We start from the raw sequence: 19,051 nt of genomic DNA, 5'->3' as shown, positions 1-19,051 counted from the left end.
ACATTTTGTCATAAATTCCTGAGCACGGGCGCGGGTTTCTGGCCGAGCGCCAGCAGTGTTCCAATCAGGCCGAGGCCGATTGTCACGGCCAGCGCGCCGACGAGCACGGCGGCCGCGCTGGCGCCGTCCCAGGCGAACGAAAGCGTCATCAGCCGGGTCACGATCAGCCAGGCCGCGACCGTGCCGGACAGCAATCCGAACGCCGCCGTGGCAAGCCCGATCAGGAGGTATTCGAAGGCATAGGCGCCGATCAGCCGCCAGCGGGTCGCGCCGAGCGTCTTCAGGATCACGGCATCGTAAACCCGGTGCCGATGGCCTGCGGCCAGCGCGCCGCCCAGCACCAGCATGGCGGCGATCAGGGTGATGGCGCTGGCGCCGCGGATCGCCAGCACCAGATTGGTGACCACGGTTCCCACCGTCTGCAGCGCTTCCCGGACACGAACGCTGGTGACGCTCGGAAACGCCTCGGCGACCGCCTTGATGATCCGCGCGTCATTCTCAGGGCTCGCGTTCGGTTCGGTCAGCGTGGCGATGTGGGTGTGCGGCGCGCCACGGAACGTATTCGGCGAGAACACCAGAACGAAGTTGATGCCGAGGCTCTGCCAGTCGACCGAGCGCATGTTGGCGATCTTCGCCGTCAGGTTGCGGCCGAGGACGTTGACGGTGACGCTGTCGCCGAGCTTCAGGCCGAGGCCGTCGGCGAGCTTCTTCTCGAACGACACCAGCGGTGGCCCATTGTAGTCGGCTCCCCACCAGTCGCCCTCGACGACCTTGGAACCGGACGGGACCTCGCCGGTGTAGCTGAGGCCGCGGTCGCTCTGCAGCACCCATTCGGCGTCCGGCGTCGGCTTCAGCTGCTCCGCCTTCACGCCGCGCGCCTCGACGATACGCCCGCGCAGCATCGGCACCCGCTCGATCTTGCCGTCCGGAACCTGTTTGGCGAGAAACTGGTCGAAGCGCTCGGCGTCGCCCGAGGGGATATCGACGAAGAAGAACGACGGCGCTTTCTCCGGCAGCTGGGCCATGAACTGGCGCTGCAGGTTGCGGTCGATCTGGGTGATGGTGACGAGCACGGTCAGCCCGAGGCCGAGCGACAGCACCACCGATGGCGTCAGCGCGCCGGGCCGGTGAATGTTGGCGATCGCCAGCCGCAGCATCGGCATCCGCAGCCGCGGCGCATGGCGGGCGGCCGCCATCACCAGCACCGCGACCAGCCGCAGCAGGCCGAACACCGCGGCGGCCGTGGCGATGAAGATCAACGCCACGCGCTTGTCGTAGGCGAGGCCGACGGCGACGGCGATCAACAGCGCGACCACCGCGGCCATCATTGCCAGATAGCGTCGCCGCGGCCAGTGCCATTCGTTGCCGTGGGTTTCGCGGAACAGCGTCGCCACCGGCACGTCGTGGACGCGGCCGAGCGGCCACAGCGCGAAGGCGAGCGCGGTGAGCAGGCCATAGATCAGCGACAACAGCAGGTCGCCGATCTGCAGGGCCGGCTGGATCGGCAGCGGCAGCAGTTTGCTGAACGCGCCGACCACGAAGAAGGGCAGCGCGGCGCCGGCGGCGAGGCCGATCAGCGCGCCGATCAGCGCCAGCACGATGATCTGCACGAGATAGATCGTGAACACGCCGTCGCCGGTGGCGCCGAGGGCCTTGAGCGTCGCGATCACGTCGCGTTTGCGATCGAGGTGGCTCTTCACGGCATTGGCGACGCCGACCCCGCCGACCAGCAGCGCGGCGAGGCCGACCAGCGTCAGGAACTGGGTGAAGCGGTTGATGTTGCGTTCGAGCTGCGGCGAGGCGTTGCTGCGGCTGCGAATCTCCCAGCCGGCATCGGGCAGGGCCTTGCGCACCGTCTCGGTGAGGGAGGTCACGGTCGCGTCGCTGGCGGCGGTGTCCGACAGCTTCAGCCGGTAGATCCAGCGCACCAGGCTTCCCGGTTGCAGGAGGCCGGTGGCGCGCAGCGCGTTTTCGCTGATCAGGAAGCGTGGGCCTAGTCCGACGCCGCCGGCGAGCTTGTCGGGTTCGGCGGCGATCACCGAGCGGATCTGAAAGGTCGCGTTGCCGACCGTGACGCTGTCGCCGACCTTGAGACCGAGGCGTGCGAGCAGCACGGCATCGGCGCCCGCGCCGAACGCACCGTCGCGCTCGGCCAGCATCTCGCTCGCGGCTAATGCGGGCTCCGCGGTCAGGGCGCCGAAGGTCGGATAGGCATCGTCCACCGACTTCAGCTCGACCAGCGCGAGCTGCCCGTCACGGGCGCGCACCATCGCCCGCATGGTGGAGACGGTTGAGACCTGCCCGAGCGTGGCAAGATAGGCGCGCTCCTCTGGCTTGGCCTCGCGCTGGATCAGCGAGAAGGCGACATCGCCGCCGAGCAGGGTGCGGCCTTCGCGCTCCAGGCTGCCCGACAGCGACGACGACAGCGCGCCGACGCCGGCGATGGCGAACACGCCGAGCGCGATGCAGGCGATGAAGACGTAGAATCCGCGCAGGCCGCCGCGCAGTTCGCGCATCGCATAGCGCCAGGCCTGCGACGACGCGCGGTCCCGATCGGCGCGATTCGGGCGGGGAAGCTCCGATGTGATCGACGACATCGCTCAGGCCGTGCTCGCGCGGCTGCGTTCGGCGGCCTGCCAGTCGATGCGGCCCGAGCGCAGGCGGATCACCCGATCGCAGCGTTGCGCCAGGCCGTTGTCGTGGGTGACCAGCACCAGCGTCATGCCGCGTTCGGCATGCTTGGCGAACAAGAGATCGACGATCTGCCGGCCGGTGCTTTCGTCCAGGTTGCCGGTCGGCTCGTCGGCGAGCAGCAGGGCGGGATCGGGTGCGAGCGCGCGCGCCAGCGCCACCCGCTGCTGTTCGCCACCGGACAGTTGCGAGGGATAGTGGTGCAGCCGCTCACCGAGTCCGACCGACGCGAGTTCGTGTTCGGCGCGCGTGTGCGCATCGCCGCTGCCTGCAAGCTCGAGCGGCACGGCGACATTCTCGAGTGCGGTCATGGTCGGGATCAGATGAAACGACTGGAAGACGATGCCGACGTTGCGGCCGCGGAAGCGGGCGAGGCCATCTTCGTCCAATCCATTGAAACGCGTGCCATCCACCACCACTTCGCCTTGATCGGGGCGTTCAAGCCCGGCCATGACCATCAGCAAGGTCGATTTGCCGGAGCCGGATGGTCCGATCATGCCGACGGCGCTGCCGGATGCGACCGTCAGGCTGATGTCCTTGAGGATGTGCACGCGGGCTGCGCCGGTGCCGAGCGAGAGGTTGACGTTGGTCAGGGAAATCGCATGGGCGGTCATGAGCAGCCGATCTCAGTGTCGCATTGACGTGCGGCAGGCGTTCTCGCGAACGGTCGAAGCGGGGCCGCTGGTGGTGGGGTCGGGTGTTGCGGAAGGACACGGATCGGACGCATGCGCGCCGCAGGCTGCGCACGCTAAACCCACATCATGAGATCGCGATGAAGGATTGATGAGACTGTTCATGGAAGCGTCATATGGGAAGTCCGGGTTGCTGGTCGAGAGGCTCACGCAAATGTTGTTGGCTGCAATCATGGCGGTAATGGTGCTGGCGGTGCTTCCTTCGGTCGCGCAGGCGGATACGGCCCCGCCGCTCAAGCTGGCGGTGCTCGGCGACTCGCTGACCGCGGGCTACGGCCTGCCGCTGGAGGCGGCTTTCCCCTCCCGCCTGGAGAAGGCACTGCAAGCCAAGGGCCACAAGGTCGAAATTCTCAATGCCGGCGTTTCCGGCGACACCTCGACCGGCGGCCGCGACCGGCTCGACTGGTCGATCCCGGACGGCACCGACGCGGTGATCGTCGAGCTCGGCGCGAACGATGCGTTGCGCGGCCTGGACCCGGCGATCACGCGGGCGGCGCTGGAGGACATCATCAAGCGGCTGCAGGCGCGCAAGATCGCGGTGATGCTGGCCGGCATGTATGCACCGCGCAATTATGGTTCCGAGTATGCGGCGAAGTTCGATGCGATCTATCCGGATCTCGCCAAGGCTTACGGCGTGCCGCTGTATCCGTTCTTCCTCGACGGCGTGGCGGCGGAAGCGAAGCTGAACCAGGCCGACGGCATGCATCCGACGGCGGAGGGCATCGATCAGATCGTGCAGCGCATCCTGCCCGCGGTCGAGGCGTTCCTGACCAATGTTGCGGCTCAGCGGCGCTAAAAAAGCGTCACAAATCTCTGTGCCGCAGCGCTTCGCAGGACGCCCCGGTTTTGTTATCAAAGGTGTACCGGGCGATTCGTCGCTTATCAGCATCGAGGAGTGTGCGATGCCCCGCCTCTTCACCGGTCTCGAAATCCCCGAAAACATCGGTCACTCGTTGGCGTCGCTGCGCGGCGGCCTTCCCGGCGCGCGCTGGATCGATCCTGAGAACTACCACGTCACATTGCGCTTCATCGGCGATATCGACGGCCTCGCCGCCAACGAGATCGCGTCGATGCTGTTCCGCATCCGCCGCAAGCCGTTCGAAGTCAGGCTGCAGGGCCTCTCCTCGTTCGGGGGCAAGAAGCCGCGTGCGGTAGTGGCTTCGGTCGCGCCGTCGCGGCCGCTGATGGAACTGCAGGCGGAGCTCGAACGGCTGCTGCAGCGGGTCGGGCTCGATCCGGAGGGGCGCAAGTTCACGCCCCATGTCACGCTGGCGCGCCTGCGCGACGCGTCCAACCGCGACGTCGCCGATTACCTGTCGGTGCGCGGCTATTTCCCGGCGCAAGTGTTCACGGTGGATCGCTTCGTGCTGTTCTCGTCGCGGGCCTCGGTCGGCGGCGGGCCCTATCTCGTCGAGGATGCCTACACCTTGAGCGCGTGAGGGCGGCCCGATGATCGCTGGCCTGTCCGCCCATCCACCCGCGACCAGACACCCGCAAAAAGGGGAGGCAGGCTTGCGTTTCACCTTTGGGTGATCGGCGCCTCGATTTTTTCGTGGGCGCGCTCTTGCATTTGCAACGATTTTGAGCCGTTAAGGCAGCATGTCCGCTGCGAAGCCCGCCCCGTTCCGTTCCCAATACCAGGCCCTTGTGTCCACCGGCGAAATCGAAGCCGATCGGGCGCAGGCGGCTGCCGTGGAAGCCTATTCGGCACTCGAAGCCGATCTCGCGCATTACCGGCCCGCCGCGCGCAAGGCCGGACTGTTCGGGCGCATTTTCGGCAACGGCAAGCAGGAGAGCCCGGTGAAGGGCCTCTATGTCTACGGCGAGGTCGGTCGCGGCAAGACCATGCTGATGGACTTGTTCTTCCACGCGAGCCCGGTGAAGCATAAGCGGCGCGCGCACTTCCACGAGTTCATGGCCGACGTGCACGAGCGCGTGCATGGTTTCCGCCAGAAGATCGCGCGCGGTGAAATCTCCGATACCGATCCGGTGATCCTCACGGCGAAGACGATCTTCGACGAGGCGTGGCTGCTCTGCTTCGACGAATTCCATGTCACCGACATCGCCGACGCGATGATCCTCGGACGGCTGTTCACGCGGCTGTTCGAGCTTGGCACCGTGGTCGTCGCGACCTCCAACGTCGCGCCGGAGGATCTCTACAAAGGCGGGCTGAATCGCGGCTTGTTCATGCCGTTCATCAAGCTGCTGCAGGGGCGGATGAACGTGCTGCAACTCGATGCGCGCACCGACTTCCGCCTGGAGAAGCTCGCGGGCGTGACAATGTGGCATGTGCCCGCCGACAAGGCCGCCGACGCGGCGCTCGACAAAGCCTGGCAGAAGCTCACCGGCGGCGCGGCCGGCAAGCCGCAGGACGTCGTCGTCAAGGGGCGCAAGCTGCATGTGCCGCGCGCCGCGCATGGCGTCGCCCGCTTCACGTTCAAGCAGCTGTGCGAGACGCCGCTCGGCGCATCGGACTATCTGCGCCTGGCGCATGATTTTCACACGCTGATCATCGATCGCATCCCGGTGATGCAATACGAGCAGCGCAACGCCGCCAAACGGTTCATCACCCTGATCGATACGCTGTACGACAATTGCGTGAAGCTCGTGGCCTCCGCCGATGCTGATCCGATCACCCTCTATCAGGCGACCGAGGGTGTCGAGATGATGGAGTTCAAGCGCACCGCCTCGCGGCTGATCGAGATGGGTTCAGAATCCTATCTGGCGCTGCCTCACGGCAACCGCGAGCAGCAGCTCGCCAGCCACTCCCGCGAGGGATTGGCTGAAACCTGAATCGCCGTCCATTTATTGGGCGAAGGGCGACTTGAACGCGGCCCTCGAAAGAGCTAGTGACCGGACCGGTCAACTCTCCCACCTCCCATTTCCGTTGGGCTCTACGTAAGGACAGCTTCCATGGCGCGTGACAAGATTGCTTTGATTGGTTCAGGTCAGATCGGCGGCACGCTCGCACATCTCGTCGGCCTCAAAGAACTGGGCGACGTGGTGATGTTCGACATCGCCGAGGGTATCCCCCAGGGCAAGGCACTCGATATCGCGCAGTCCTCGCCGGTCGACGGCTTCGACGCCAAGTATTCGGGCGCGAACTCCTATGAGGCGATCGCCGGCGCCAAGGTTTGCATCGTCACCGCCGGCGTGCCGCGCAAGCCGGGCATGAGCCGCGACGACCTGCTGTCGATCAACCTGAAGGTGATGGAGCAGGTGGGTGCCGGCATCAAGAAGTACGCGCCCGACGCGTTCGTCATCTGCATCACCAACCCGCTCGACGCCATGGTCTGGGCGCTGCAGAAGGCCGCCGGCCTGCCGCCGCAGAAGGTGGTCGGCATGGCGGGCGTGCTGGATTCGGCGCGCTTCCGCTACTTCCTGGCCGACGAGTTCAACGTCTCGGTCGAGGACGTCTCCGCCTTCGTGCTCGGCGGCCACGGCGATACGATGGTGCCGCTGACCAAGTATTCGACCGTCGCCGGCATTCCGCTGCCCGACCTCGTGAAGATGGGCTGGACCTCGCAGCAGCGCATCGACGAGATCGTCGATCGCACTCGCAACGGCGGCGCCGAGATCGTCAACCTCTTGAAGACCGGCTCGGCGTTCTATGCGCCGGCGGCGTCGGCGATCGCGATGGCCGAGAGCTACCTGCGTGACAAGAAGCGCGTGCTGCCTTGCGCCGCGTGGCTGAACGGCGAGTACGGCATGAAGGACATCTATGTCGGCGTGCCGGTTGTCATCGGTTCGAAGGGTGTCGAGCGTATCGTCGAGATTGAGCTCGCCGGTGCCGACCGCGCCGCCTTCGACAAGTCGGCCGATGCGGTGAAGGGGCTGATCGACGCCTGTAAGAAGATCGCACCCGATCTGCTCGGCAAGTAAGCCGGCAGTAAAAACGGCGCGGGCCCCATGGCTCGCGCCGAATTTGATTGTGTTAACGCGTGGACCTGAGGTCGGGGGACGATCGAAATGAATATCCACGAATACCAGGCGAAAGCCGTGTTGCGGGAATTCGGAGTGCCGGTGCCGCAGGGCAAGGCGCTGTTGAAGGCCGATGAGGCCGAGGCGGCGGCCAAGGCGCTCGGTGGGCCGCTCTGGGTGGTGAAGAGCCAGATCCATGCGGGCGGCCGCGGCAAGGGCAAGTTCAAGGAAGCCTCGGCCGGCGACAAGGGCGGCGTTCGCCTCTCCAGGTCCATCGATGAGGTGAAGGCCAACGTCCAGCAGATGCTGGGCGCGACGCTGGTGACGGTGCAGACCGGGCCCGAAGGCAAGAAGGTCAACCGCCTCTACGTCGAGGAAGGGTCCGACATCGCCAAGGAGTTCTACCTGTCGGCGCTGGTCGATCGCGAAACCTCGCGGGTATCGTTCGTCGTCTCCACCGAAGGCGGCATGGACATCGAAGAGGTGGCGCACAAGACGCCGGAGAAGATCGTCACCTTCTCGGTCGATCCCGCCACCGGCATCATGGGCCATCACGGCCGCGTGGTGGCGCAGGCGCTGGGGCTCACCGGCGATCTCGCCAAGCAGGCCGAAGACCTGGTGACCAAGCTCTATACCGCGTTCGTCGCCAAGGACATGGCGATGCTGGAAATCAACCCGCTGATCGTCACCAAGCAGGGCAAGCTGGTCTGCCTCGACGCCAAGGTGTCGTTCGACAGCAACGCGCTCTACCGCCACCCGGATATCGTCAAGCTGCGCGACGAGACCGAGGAAGACCCGAAGGAGATCGAGGCGTCGAAGTACGATCTGAACTATGTGGCGCTCGACGGCTCGATCGGCTGCATGGTCAACGGCGCCGGCCTCGCGATGGCGACGATGGACATCATCAAGCTCTACGGCATGGCGCCGGCGAACTTCCTCGATGTCGGCGGCAGCGCCACCAAGGAGAAGGTGACCGCGGCGTTCAAGATCATCTCCTCCGATCCGGCGGTGAAGGGCATCCTGGTCAACATCTTCGGCGGCATCATGAAGTGCGACGTCATCGCCGAAGGCGTGGTGGCGGCGGTGAACGAAGCGGGGCTGAAGATCCCGCTGGTGGTGCGGCTCGAAGGCACCAATGTCGAGCTCGGCAAGAAGATCATCAAGGAGTCGGGGCTGAACGTCGTGCCCGCCGACAACCTCGATGATGCCGCGCAGAAGATCGTCAACGCTGTGAAGGGCGCCGCCTGATGTCCATCCTGATCGACAAGAATACCAAGGTCATCTGCCAGGGCTTCACCGGCAAGAACGGCACCTTCCATTCGGAAGCGGCGATCGCCTACGGCACCAAGATGGTCGGCGGCACCTCGCCGGGCAAAGGCGGTTCCACCCATCTCGGCCTGCCGGTGTTCGACACCGTGCGCGAGGCGCGGGAGAAGACCGGTGCGGACGCGAGCGTGATCTACGTTCCGCCGGCGGGCGCCGCGGACGCGATCTGCGAGGCGATCGACGCGGAAATCCCGCTGATCGTCACCATCACCGAGGGCATCCCGGTGCTCGACATGCAGCGGGTGAAGCGCTCGCTGTCCGGCTCCAAGTCGCGCCTGATCGGCCCGAACTGTCCGGGTGTGATGACCGCCGGCGCGTGCAAGATCGGCATCATGCCGGGTAACATCTTCCGGCCGGGCAATGTCGGCATCGTCTCCCGGTCCGGTACGCTGACCTACGAGGCGGTCTACCAGACCTCCCAGGAGGGCCTGGGCCAGACCACCGCGGTCGGCATCGGCGGCGACCCGATCAAGGGAACCGAGTTCATCGAGGTTCTTGAGATGTTCTTGGCGGACCCCGCCACTCAATCGATTGTGATGATCGGCGAGATCGGCGGTTCCGGCGAGGAAGATGCCGCCCAGTTCTTGAAGGACGAGGCCAAGCGCGGCCGCAAGAAGCCGATGGTCGGGTTCATTGCCGGACGCACCGCCCCTCCGGGACGGCGCATGGGCCACGCTGGCGCAATCATTTCCGGCGGCAAGGGCGACGCTGAATCCAAGATCGCAGCTATGGAAGAGGCCGGAATTCGCGTCTCTCCGTCGCCCGCGCGGCTTGGGAAGACCCTTGTCGAAGTTTTGAAGTCATGATTCAAATCTTGTGTCGTTTCGTCACCCACCCGTCCTCGAAATAGGGTAAAGAGGTGGGACGGACCCGGATCATCATCCCGCTTTCGCGGGAGCACGGGTTCCGCGACACAAGTTTCAACTCAGGACGTCGTCATGTCTCGCCAGGACGCGAACGCTGCTTTCGCCCTCTCTTCGTTCCTCTACGGTGCCAACGCCCCCTACATCGAGGAGATGTATGCGCGGTTCGAGCAGAACCCCGGCTCGGTCGATGCCGAGTGGCAGGAATTCTTCAAAAGCCTGAAGGACCAGCCCGCGGACGTAAAGCGCAACGCCGAGGGGCCGTCCTGGGAGAAGCGGAATTGGCCGGTGGTGCAGCGCGACGACCTGGTGTCGGCGTTGGACGGCAACTGGGTCTCGATCGAAAAGGCGGTCGGCGACAAGCTCTCCGCCAAGGCGCAGGCCAAGGGTGTCGAGCTGTCGGCGGCCGACATCCAGCAGGCGACGCGCGATTCGATTCGCGCGCTGATGCTGATCCGCGCCTACCGCATGCGCGGCCACTTCCACGCCAACCTCGATCCGCTGGGGCTGGAAGCGCCGAAGGATCACGAGGAGCTCGATCCGCGCTCCTATGGCTTCACCGACGCCGACCTCGACCGCAAGATCTTCCTCGACCATGTGCTCGGCCTCGATTTCGGCACGCTGCGCGAGATCGTCGCGATCTGCCAGCGCACCTACTGCCAGACGCTCGGCGTCGAGTTCATGCACATCTCCAATCCGCAGCAGAAGGCGTGGATCCAGGAGCGCATCGAGGGACCGGACAAGGAGATCTCGTTCACGCCGGAGGGCAAGCGCGCGATCCTGCAGAAGCTGATCGAGGCGGAAGGCTTCGAGAAGTTCTGCGACGTCAAGTTCACCGGCACCAAGCGGTTCGGCCTCGACGGCGGTGAATCGCTGATCCCGGCGCTCGAGCAGATCATCAAGCGTGGCGGCAACCTCGGCGTGAAGGAAATCGTCATCGGCATGCCGCATCGCGGCCGCCTGAACGTGCTGACCCAGGTGATGGGCAAGCCGCACCGCGCGCTGTTTCACGAGTTCAAGGGCGGCTCCTCGACGCCGGACGAGATCGAAGGCTCGGGTGACGTGAAGTATCACCTCGGCGCGTCGTCGGACCGCGACTTCGACGGCAACAAGGTTCACCTGTCGCTGACGGCCAACCCGTCGCACCTGGAGATCGTCGATCCGGTGGTGCTCGGCAAGGTGCGCGCGAAGCAGGACCAGTACGGCGATCCGGCCGACCAGCGCATTTCGGCGATGCCGCTCCTGCTGCATGGCGATGCCGCGTTCGCGGGGCAGGGCGTGGTGGCGGAATGCTTCGGCCTGTCCGACCTGAAGGGCTACCGCACCGGCGGCTCGATCCACTTCATCGTCAACAACCAGATCGGCTTCACCACCTATCCGCGCTACTCGCGCTCGTCGCCGTATCCGTCCGACGTCGCGAAGATGATCGACGCGCCGATCTTCCATGTGAACGGCGATGATCCGGAAGCGGTGGTGTTCGCAGCCAAGGTGGCGACGGAATTCCGGCAGAAGTTCCACAAGCCGGTCGTCATCGACATGTTCTGCTATCGCCGCTTCGGTCACAACGAGGGCGACGAGCCGGGCTTCACCCAGCCCCTGATGTACAAGAAGATCAGGTCGCATCCCTCGACGCTCGACATCTATTCGAAGAAGCTGATCGCCGAGGGCGTCGTCAGCGAGGGCGAGGTCGCCAAGGCGAAGGCCGACTGGCGCGCCAAGCTCGATTCGGAGTTCGAGCTCGGCACCGGCTACAAGCCGAACAAGGCCGACTGGCTCGACGGCCGCTGGTCCGGCCTGAAGGCGGCCGACCTGCTGGAGGATCCGCGCCGCGGCAACACCGGTGTCGATCTCGCCAAGCTGAAGGAGATCGGCCAGCGGATCACCGAGGTTCCGGAAGGCTTCCGCGTTCACCGCACGATCCAGCGTTTCCTCGAAAACCGCCGCAAGGCGATCGAGACCGGCAACGACATCGACTGGGCGACCGCCGAGGCGCTGGCGTTCTGCACGCTGCTGAAGGAAGGCAATCGCGTCCGCCTGTCGGGACAGGATTCCGAGCGCGGCACCTTCACCCAGCGCCATTCGGTGCTGTTCGATCAGGAAGACGAAAGCCGCTACACCCCGTTCAACCATCTGGGCGGCACCCAGGCCCACTACGAAGTGCTGAATTCGAGCCTGTCGGAAGAGGCGGTGCTCGGCTTCGAGTATGGCTATTCGCTGGCCGAGCCGAACGCGTTGACGATCTGGGAGGCGCAGTTCGGCGACTTCGCCAACGGCGCGCAGGTCGTGTTCGACCAGTTCATCTCGTCCGGCGAGCGCAAGTGGCTGCGCATGTCGGGTCTCGTCTGCATGCTGCCGCACGGCTATGAGGGCCAGGGTCCGGAGCATTCCTCGGCACGGCTCGAGCGCTTCCTACAGATGGCGGCGGAAGACAACATGCAGGTCGCCAACTGCACCACGCCGGCGAACCTGTTCCACATCCTGCGCCGCCAGCTCAACCGCGAGATTCGCAAGCCGCTGATCATGATGACGCCGAAGTCGCTGCTGCGGCATAAGCGGGCCGTGTCGCGGCTGGAGGAGCTCGGCTCCGGCACCTCGTTCCATCGCATCCTCTACGATGACGCGGAGATGCTGAAGAACGAGAAGATCCGCCTGGTGGCCGATGACAAGATCCGCCGGGTGATCATCTGCTCGGGCAAGGTCTATTACGACCTGTACGAGGAGCGTGAGAAGCGCGGCATCAACGACATCTATCTGCTGCGTCTGGAGCAGCTCTATCCGGTGCCGATGAAGGCCTTGGTGCAGGACCTCGGCCGCTTCAAGCAGGCGGAGATGGTCTGGTGTCAGGAGGAGCCGCGCAATATGGGGGCGTGGCACTTCATCGAGCCGTACCTGGAATGGGTGCTGAACCAGATCAATGCGACGCACAAGCGTCCGCGCTATGTCGGTCGTCCGGCGTCGGCGGCAACCGCGACGGGCTTGATGTCGAAGCACCTGGCGCAGCTCAAGGCGTTCCTCGAGGAGGCGTTGGGCTAAGCGGCTTGCTCCGCGCAACGTCTCGCCTCAGCAAGCGCGCCCTCGCCCCGACCGCAGGAAGCGCGCTGAGACCAACAAGGTCGAATCGCGATCCGCAACGGATCGCGATCCCGAAAGTTTATTTTCAAGGAAAACGATCATGACCGAAATCCGCGTTCCCACTCTCGGCGAATCCGTCACCGAAGCCACCATCGGCCGCTGGTTCAAGAAGCCCGGGGACCCGGTGGCAGTCGATGAGCCGTTGGTGGAACTGGAAACCGACAAGGTGACGATCGAGGTGCCGGCACCCGCCGCGGGCGTCTTGGGTGACATCGTCGCCAAGGACGGCGAGACGGTTGCGGTCGGCGCATTGCTCGGCCAGATCACGGATGGCGCCGCAGGCGCCGCCGCAAAGCCCGCCGCAGCACCCGCCCCAGCCAAGCCTGCCGCACCTGCCGCCGCGCCAGCGGCGGCGCCTGCCGCACAGGCAGCCAAGGCGCCTGCCGATGCGCCGCTCGCGCCGTCGGTGCGCAAGCTCTCGACCGAGAGCGGCGTCGATGCCGCAACCGTACCGGGCTCCGGCAAGGATGGCCGCGTCACCAAGGGCGACATGCTGGCGGCGATCGAGCGGGCAGCGTCAGCGCCGACGCCGGTCAACCAGCCGGCCGCAGCCGTCCAGGTGCGGGCGCCGTCGGCGCCGGACGATGCCTCGCGGGAAGAGCGGGTGCGGATGACGCGGCTGCGCCAGACCATCGCCCGCCGCCTGAAGGACGTGCAGAACACCGCGGCGATGCTGACGACCTTCAACGAGGTCGACATGAGCCAGCTGATGGCGCTGCGCGCGCACTACAAGGATCTGTTCGAGAAGAAGAACGGCGCGAAGCTCGGCTTCATGGGCTTCTTCGTGCGCGCCTGCGTTCAGGCGCTGAAGGACATCCCCGCCGTCAACGCGGAGATGGACGGCACCGACCTGATCTACAAGAACTACTACCACATCGGCGTTGCGGTCGGCACCGACAAGGGCCTGGTGGTGCCGGTGGTGCGCGACTGCGATCGCAAGTCGATCGCCCAGATCGAGAAGGACATCGCCGATTTCGGCCGCCGCGCGCGCGACGGCCAGCTCAAGCTCGACGAACTGCAGGGCGGCACCTTCACCATCTCCAATGGCGGCGTCTACGGCTCGCTGATGTCGACGCCGATCCTGAACGCGCCGCAGTCCGGTATCCTCGGCATGCACAAGATCCAGGAGCGCCCGGTGGTGATCGGCGGCAAGATCGAAATCCGGCCGATGATGTACCTCGCGCTGTCCTACGATCATCGCGTGATCGACGGCAAGGAAGCGGTCACCTTCCTTGTTCGCGTGAAGGAGAGCCTGGAGGATCCGGCGCGTCTGGTGCTGGATCTGTAAAGGGATCGATCCATGCGAACCCGTTCGCATCGGACGTTGGCCCGGCGCACGCGTTCAACCGCGTGCGCCTGCTGTTTGACTTGAATCGGGCGCGCTGCGTCCCTGACGACACCCCCGTTTGCGAGAGCTTCCCATGTCCTACGATCTGATCGTTATCGGCACCGGCCCCGGCGGCTATGTCTGCGCCATCCGCGCCGCCCAGCTCGGCATGAAGGTCGCCGTGGTCGAGAAGTGGCCGACCTTCGGCGGCACCTGCCTCAATGTCGGCTGCATCCCCTCCAAGGCGCTGCTGTTCGCGTCCGAGCGCTTCGAGGAGGCCGGGCATTCCTTCGCCAAGATGGGCATCAAGGTCGGCAAGCCGGAGCTCGATGTCGCCACCATGCTGGGCTTCAAGGACCAGGCGGTGGACGGCAACGTCAAGGGCGTCAGCTTCCTGTTCAAGAAGAACAAGATCGAGTCGTTCCAGGGCATCGGACGCATCCTCGGGGCCGGCAAGGTCGAGGTGAAGGGCGTCGACGGGTCGACCCAGACGCTGGAGACCAAATCCATCGTCATCGCCACCGGCTCGGACGTCGCCAAGCTGAAGGGCGTCGAGATCGACGAGAAGCGCATCGTCTCCTCTACAGGCGCGCTGACCCTCGACAAGGTGCCGCAGAAGCTGCTGGTGATCGGCGCCGGCGTGATCGGCCTCGAGCTCGGCTCGGTCTGGCGGCGGCTCGGCGCGCAGGTCACCGTGGTTGAATTCCTCGATCGCATCCTGCCCGGCATGGACGGCGAAGTGGCGCGCCAGTTCCAGCGCATGCTGGAGAAGCAGGGCATGGCGTTCAAGCTCGGCACCAAGGTCACCGGCGTCGATACCTCCGGCAAGACGCTGAAGGCGACGGTCGAGCCGGCAGCGGGCGGCGCGGCCGAGACCCTCGACGCCGATGTGGTGCTGGTCGCGATCGGCCGCACGCCCTACACCGAAGGTCTTGGATTGGCCGAGGCGGGTGTCGCGCTCGACCAGCGCGGCCGCGTCCAGGTCGACAAGCATTTCGCCACCAGCGTCGCCGGCGTCTATGCGATCGGCGACGTGATCGCCGGCCAGATGCTCGCGCACAAGGCCGAAGACGAAGGCATTGCAGTTGCGGAAATCCTCGCGGGTCAGGCCGGCCATGTGAACTACGATGCGATTCCGGCGGTGGTCTACACGTTCCCGGAGGTCGCTTCCGTCGGCAAGACCGAGGAGGAGCTGAAGCAGGCCGGCGTCGCCTACAACGTCGGCAAGTTTCCGTTCACGGCGAACGGCCGCGCCAAGTCGAACCAGCAGACCGATGGCTTCGTGAAATTCCTGGCCGATGCCAAGACCGATCGCGTGCTCGGCGTGCACATCGTCGGCGCCGAAGCCGGCGAGATGATTCACGAATGCACGGTGCTGATCGAGTTCGGCGGTTCGGCGGAAGATCTGGCGCGCACCTGCCACGCCCATCCGACCCGGTCGGAGGCGGTGAAGGAAGCGGCGATGAACGTCGCCAAGCGCGCGATTCACATGTAAGGGTGTCTCCCTTTGGTTTAACGGGAAGGTGCTCGGCCTTCCCGGCCAAGCGAACTCCAAGGAAATATGGAGGGAGGGGGACATGTCCGACCGGTTCATCGACGACTTGCGCGGCGCGCTGCCGCAGGGCGCGGTTCTCACCGGAGCCGATATCGACGCGCGCTATCATCACGACATGTCCGGCAATCCGGTGCCGAAGCCGCGTGCCGTGGTGCGGCCGAAGACGACCGAGCAGGTGTCGGCGCTGTTGCGCCTCTGCCATCGCGAGAAGGTGCCGGTCACGACCCAGGGCGGCATGACCGGGCTGGTGCGCGGCGCGTTGCCGAACGCGGACGAGATCGTGCTCTCGATGGAGCTGATGAATGCGATCGAGGAGGTGGATATCTCGACCGGTGTCGTCATTGCTCAGGCCGGCGCGGTGTTGCAGAAGCTGCAGGAGCGCGTGGAGCAGGACGGGTTCATGTTTCCGCTCGACCTCGGCGCGCGGGGAAGCTGCACCATCGGCGGCAACATCTCCACCAATGCCGGCGGCAACCGCGTCATCCGCTACGGCATGACCCGCGAACTGGTGCTGGGGCTGGAGGTGGTGAAGGCCGACGGCACCGTGCTGCACGGCCTGCGCAAGTACATCAAGAACAACACCGGCGTCGATCTGAAGCATCTGTTCATCGGCAGCGAAGGCATCCTTGGCGTGGTGACGCGCGCCGCATTGCGCATCTTCCCGGCGCCGGCCGAACGGCAGGTGGCGCTGTGTGCGTTGCCGTCGTTTCCGCATGTGGCGGCGCTGCTGCGATTGGCGCGGAAGCATCTCGGCGGCGCGCTGACGGCGTTCGAGGTGATGTGGAATGAGTACTATCGTCTCACCATCGAACGGGTGAAGGGCGTGACCGGGCCGCTGCCGACCCATCACCCGTTCTACGTGCTGTTCGAGGCATCCGGCGGCGACGCTGAGCGCATCCAGGCGGATATCGAGCGGCTGCTCGAATTGGCGATGGGCGAGGGGCTGATCCTCGATGCGACGATCTCGACCTCACACGCCTCGGCCGCCGCGCTCTGGCGGATTCGCGATTCCAGTGTCGAGCTCGGCCGCACGCTGGCGCCGCGTGCGGGCTTCGACGTCAGCCTCGCGATCGACCGCATGGAGGCGTATGCGCTCGCCCTCGACAAGGCGCTGAAGCAGGTGGATGGCGCGTCATTCGCGGTGGTGTTCGGCCATGCGGGCGACGGCAACCTGCATGTCACGGTGCGTTACACCGATGGTCCGGATCGCCACCATCAGGTCGAGGAGCTGGTCTACGGCATCACCGGCCAGTTCGGCGGTTCGGTCTCCGCCGAGCATGGCATCGGCATCCTCAAGCGGCCGTATCTGAAGATGAGCCGCACCGAGGACGAGATCGAGACCATGCGGGCGCTGAAGCGGGCGCTGGACCCGCATCGGATTCTCAATCCGGGCCGCATCTTCACGATGTGAGGCGGGAGGTACGCCTCAGCCCGCGCTCTCCACATGGGCGCGGATCGCGCCGTTCTCGATCCAGCCCTTCGACTGGGCATAAGCCGCCATCTTGTCGAAACCCTCGCGCCAGGCGGGACCTTCCGCCTTGCCCTGCTCGATCAGCCAGTTCTGGGAAATCCAGGCATGCGATCCGTCGTAGCGCCCGGCGGCGGCCAGGGCCTTGGTCAGGAACGCCGCATCATTGTTTGCCGTCGTCACCTTGAAGCCTTTGAAATCACTGGCTTCTTTCAGGCTTACGGTGCCGGCGGCGTCGATGGCGATGATCATGGCTTGCTCCCGAATGGTTGGTCCGGGGCGTTATAGCGCATTTTTCCCGCGGGCGATTTCGCGCGCATCAGAACAGATGCACCGCATGCGGCGCGAAGATGCCGATGGCGGTGAAGCCGATGCCGATCACCGCGAGCGCGACCGCGCCGAACGACAGTGCCACCATGCCGGTGATGATGGTGGCCGACGCCAGCACGATGCCGATCTGGAACGCGGCCGAGGCCACCTCGAAGTGGTGGTACTTGGCGAGCGAGGTATCGCGCTTGTCTTCCGCGATCTTGGCCCGGGCGATCAGCTGCTTGCGGCCTTCATTGGTTTCCGGCTCGTCGTCATAGCGCTGCGCGATCTTCTGCCAACCGTCGATGCGCTTGTCGGCCAGCGCCTTGAACGCCGGATCACCGTCCTTCTCGGCCTGGGTCTGCAGGCCCTCGGCGGCGGTGCGCACCGTGGTCATGCGGATCGTCTTCGCCTGGAAGAACGCCCACAGGTTCGAGGCCTCGATGTTACGGCTCAGCGCTTCGGTCTGCGCGCCCTTGCCGAGCGTCTCCGACAGCGCCAGGAACAGCGCGATCACCGCGATCAGCAGCGCGATCTTGCGGTTCTGGCCCGAGGCGTGCTCGGCATGTTCGGCGTGCTCCATGCTTTCATGCGCACCCATATGGTCTTCTCCTGCCCTAAAACCGCCCGGCGTGTGCGAGCGGGTCCGCTGTTCCCATTGTCCGAAAGCGAACGAATGGCCGAAGCGCAGGCGCAACGCAAGGGGCCGGCGGTTGTACTCCGGCAGAAGACGTTGGGATGACGTCAGGCGCGCGGATGCGCCGTCTTGTAGACGTCGAGCAGCCGCTCGGTATCGACCGCGGTATAGATCTGCGTCGTCGAGAGCGAGGCGTGGCCGAGCAGCTCCTGGATCGCGCGCAGGTCGCCGCCGCGCCCGAGCAGGTGGGTGGCGAACGAGTGACGCAGCGCGTGCGGCGTGGCGCTGTCCGGCAGGCCGAGCGCGCCGCGCAGCCGCGCCATCGCCAGCTGGATGATGCGCGGGCTGAGCGGTCCGCCGCGCGCGCCGAGGAAGATCGGCTTGTCCGGCGCGAGGGCATAGGGGCACATCGACACGTATTCGGCGATCAGCGCCAGCACGGTCTGCAGCACCGGCACCATCCGTGTCTTGTTGCCTTTGCCGGTCACCACCAGCACGTCGCCTGCGCCCGGCGCGGGCACATCGCGGCGCTTCAGCCCGAGCGCTTCGGAGATGCGCAGGCCGGAGCCGTACAGCAGCGCCATCACCGCGGCGTCGCGGGCCAGCACCCACGGCTCGCGCTCCTCGTCGGCGCGGATGTCGGCGTCGGCCATGCGGCGGGCGTTTTCGACGGTGAGCGGTTTCGGCAGGGTCTTGCCGACCTTCGGTGCGCGAACGGCGGCGAGCGCGCCGAGCCTGCCCTTGCCCTCGCGCTCCAGGAACTTGGCAAACGAGCGCAGCCCCGCCAGCGCCCGCATCAGCGAGCGGCCGGCGATCGCGTCGGCGCGGCGCATCGCCATGAAGGCGCGGATGTCGGCGGTGGCGAGATTGCCGAATTGCTTGAGCGAAACGCGGCCGCCCCAGTGTCCGCTGAGAAAGATCAGGAACTGCCGCACATCCCGTTCATAGGCTTCCAGCGTCTTTGCGGCCAGGCGCCGCTCGCTGCGCAGATAGCCGAGCCAGCGGCCGATCTCCTGGGCGAGGTCGGTTCCGATGCAGGCGAGTTCAGCCGCCGCCGCTTCGGTATCGGCGGTGTCCGCTGCCGGGCGGGATCGGGCGCTTGACATGACGCGCTTTATCGCACCCCTTCC

15 protein-coding genes are annotated in these 19,051 nt (G+C 65.8%); 10 read left to right on the top strand and 5 right to left on the bottom strand.

The annotated features are described in order from the left end of the window. Nucleotides 1–8: 8 nt before the first annotated feature. Nucleotides 9–2,597, bottom strand: coding sequence for an ABC transporter permease (locus tag X566_RS07915; protein ID WP_034465037.1), 2,589 nt, complete (start codon nucleotides 2,595–2,597; stop codon nucleotides 9–11). Nucleotides 2,598–2,600: 3 nt separating this feature from the next. Then, entirely contained in the window at nucleotides 2,601–3,305 is a 705-nt protein-coding gene (locus X566_RS07910) for an ABC transporter ATP-binding protein (protein ID WP_051443950.1), read from the bottom strand. 250 nt (nucleotides 3,306–3,555) lie between these two features. Here X566_RS07910 and X566_RS07905 point away from each other — a divergent pair, with 250 nt between their 5' ends. From X566_RS07905 to X566_RS07860, 10 genes are all read left to right on the top strand, one after another. Continuing rightward, complete coding sequence (locus X566_RS07905) at nucleotides 3,556–4,179, top strand: arylesterase (protein WP_409337828.1); 624 nt, start codon at nucleotides 3,556–3,558, stop codon at nucleotides 4,177–4,179. Between the two features lie 106 nt (nucleotides 4,180–4,285). Then, nucleotides 4,286–4,822 carry an RNA 2',3'-cyclic phosphodiesterase gene (gene thpR, locus X566_RS07900; protein ID WP_034465032.1) on the top strand — a complete coding sequence of 179 codons (537 nt, stop codon included), beginning with the start codon at nucleotides 4,286–4,288 and terminating at the stop codon, nucleotides 4,820–4,822. Between the two features lie 160 nt (nucleotides 4,823–4,982). Continuing rightward, a complete protein-coding gene (gene zapE, locus X566_RS07895; protein ID WP_034465030.1) occupies nucleotides 4,983–6,176 on the top strand; it encodes a cell division protein ZapE in 1,194 nt (397 codons plus the stop codon). Between the two features lie 120 nt (nucleotides 6,177–6,296). Beyond that, nucleotides 6,297–7,265, top strand: a complete 969-nt coding sequence (gene mdh, locus X566_RS07890) for a malate dehydrogenase (protein WP_034465022.1) — start codon at nucleotides 6,297–6,299, stop codon at nucleotides 7,263–7,265. Between the two features lie 87 nt (nucleotides 7,266–7,352). Then, a complete protein-coding gene (gene sucC / locus X566_RS07885; protein WP_034465021.1) occupies nucleotides 7,353–8,552 on the top strand; it encodes an ADP-forming succinate--CoA ligase subunit beta in 1,200 nt (399 codons plus the stop codon). Next, the gene (gene sucD / locus X566_RS07880; RefSeq protein ID WP_034465019.1) at nucleotides 8,552–9,436 is read left to right on the top strand and encodes a succinate--CoA ligase subunit alpha; all 885 of its coding nucleotides are present in this window, start codon (nucleotides 8,552–8,554) and stop codon (nucleotides 9,434–9,436) included. The genes sucC and sucD overlap by 1 nt, the downstream gene beginning before the upstream one ends. A 132-nt stretch (nucleotides 9,437–9,568) precedes the next feature. Next, nucleotides 9,569–12,526 carry a 2-oxoglutarate dehydrogenase E1 component gene (locus tag X566_RS07875; RefSeq protein ID WP_034465017.1) on the top strand — a complete coding sequence of 986 codons (2,958 nt, stop codon included), beginning with the start codon at nucleotides 9,569–9,571 and terminating at the stop codon, nucleotides 12,524–12,526. A 139-nt stretch (nucleotides 12,527–12,665) separates the two neighbouring features. Then, nucleotides 12,666–13,913 (top strand): 2-oxoglutarate dehydrogenase complex dihydrolipoyllysine-residue succinyltransferase, encoded by a 1,248-nt coding sequence (odhB, locus tag X566_RS07870; RefSeq protein ID WP_034465016.1) that lies wholly within the window; start codon nucleotides 12,666–12,668, stop codon nucleotides 13,911–13,913. 133 nt (nucleotides 13,914–14,046) lie between these two features. Beyond that, complete coding sequence (gene lpdA / locus X566_RS07865; protein WP_034465014.1) at nucleotides 14,047–15,447, top strand: dihydrolipoyl dehydrogenase; 1,401 nt, start codon at nucleotides 14,047–14,049, stop codon at nucleotides 15,445–15,447. Between the two features lie 82 nt (nucleotides 15,448–15,529). Continuing rightward, on the top strand, nucleotides 15,530–16,918 hold the full coding sequence (locus X566_RS07860; RefSeq protein WP_034465013.1) for an FAD-binding oxidoreductase: 1,389 nt from the start codon (nucleotides 15,530–15,532) through the stop codon (nucleotides 16,916–16,918). 15 nt (nucleotides 16,919–16,933) lie between these two features. Here X566_RS07860 and X566_RS07855 read toward each other — a convergent pair whose 3' ends face one another. The 3 genes from X566_RS07855 to X566_RS07845 all read right to left on the bottom strand — a co-directional run bounded on the left by X566_RS07855 (nucleotide 16,934) and on the right by X566_RS07845 (nucleotide 19,027). After that, nucleotides 16,934–17,227 carry a hypothetical protein gene (locus X566_RS07855; protein ID WP_034465012.1) on the bottom strand — a complete coding sequence of 98 codons (294 nt, stop codon included), beginning with the start codon at nucleotides 17,225–17,227 and terminating at the stop codon, nucleotides 16,934–16,936. A gap of 67 nt (nucleotides 17,228–17,294) precedes the next feature. Continuing rightward, nucleotides 17,295–17,885, bottom strand: coding sequence for a DUF4337 domain-containing protein (locus tag X566_RS07850; RefSeq protein WP_034465011.1), 591 nt, complete (start codon nucleotides 17,883–17,885; stop codon nucleotides 17,295–17,297). Nucleotides 17,886–18,028: 143 nt separating this feature from the next. After that, nucleotides 18,029–19,027: a tyrosine recombinase XerC gene (locus X566_RS07845; RefSeq protein WP_081740098.1), complete on the bottom strand. Its 999-nt coding sequence runs from the start codon at nucleotides 19,025–19,027 to the stop codon at nucleotides 18,029–18,031. Between the last annotated feature and the right edge of the window lie 24 nt (nucleotides 19,028–19,051).

Origin of the sequence: Afipia sp. P52-10 (genome assembly GCF_000516555.1) — a bacterium.
Taxonomy (GTDB): domain Bacteria; phylum Pseudomonadota; class Alphaproteobacteria; order Rhizobiales; family Xanthobacteraceae; genus P52-10.
This window is presented reverse-complemented; position numbering and strand designations above follow the sequence as displayed.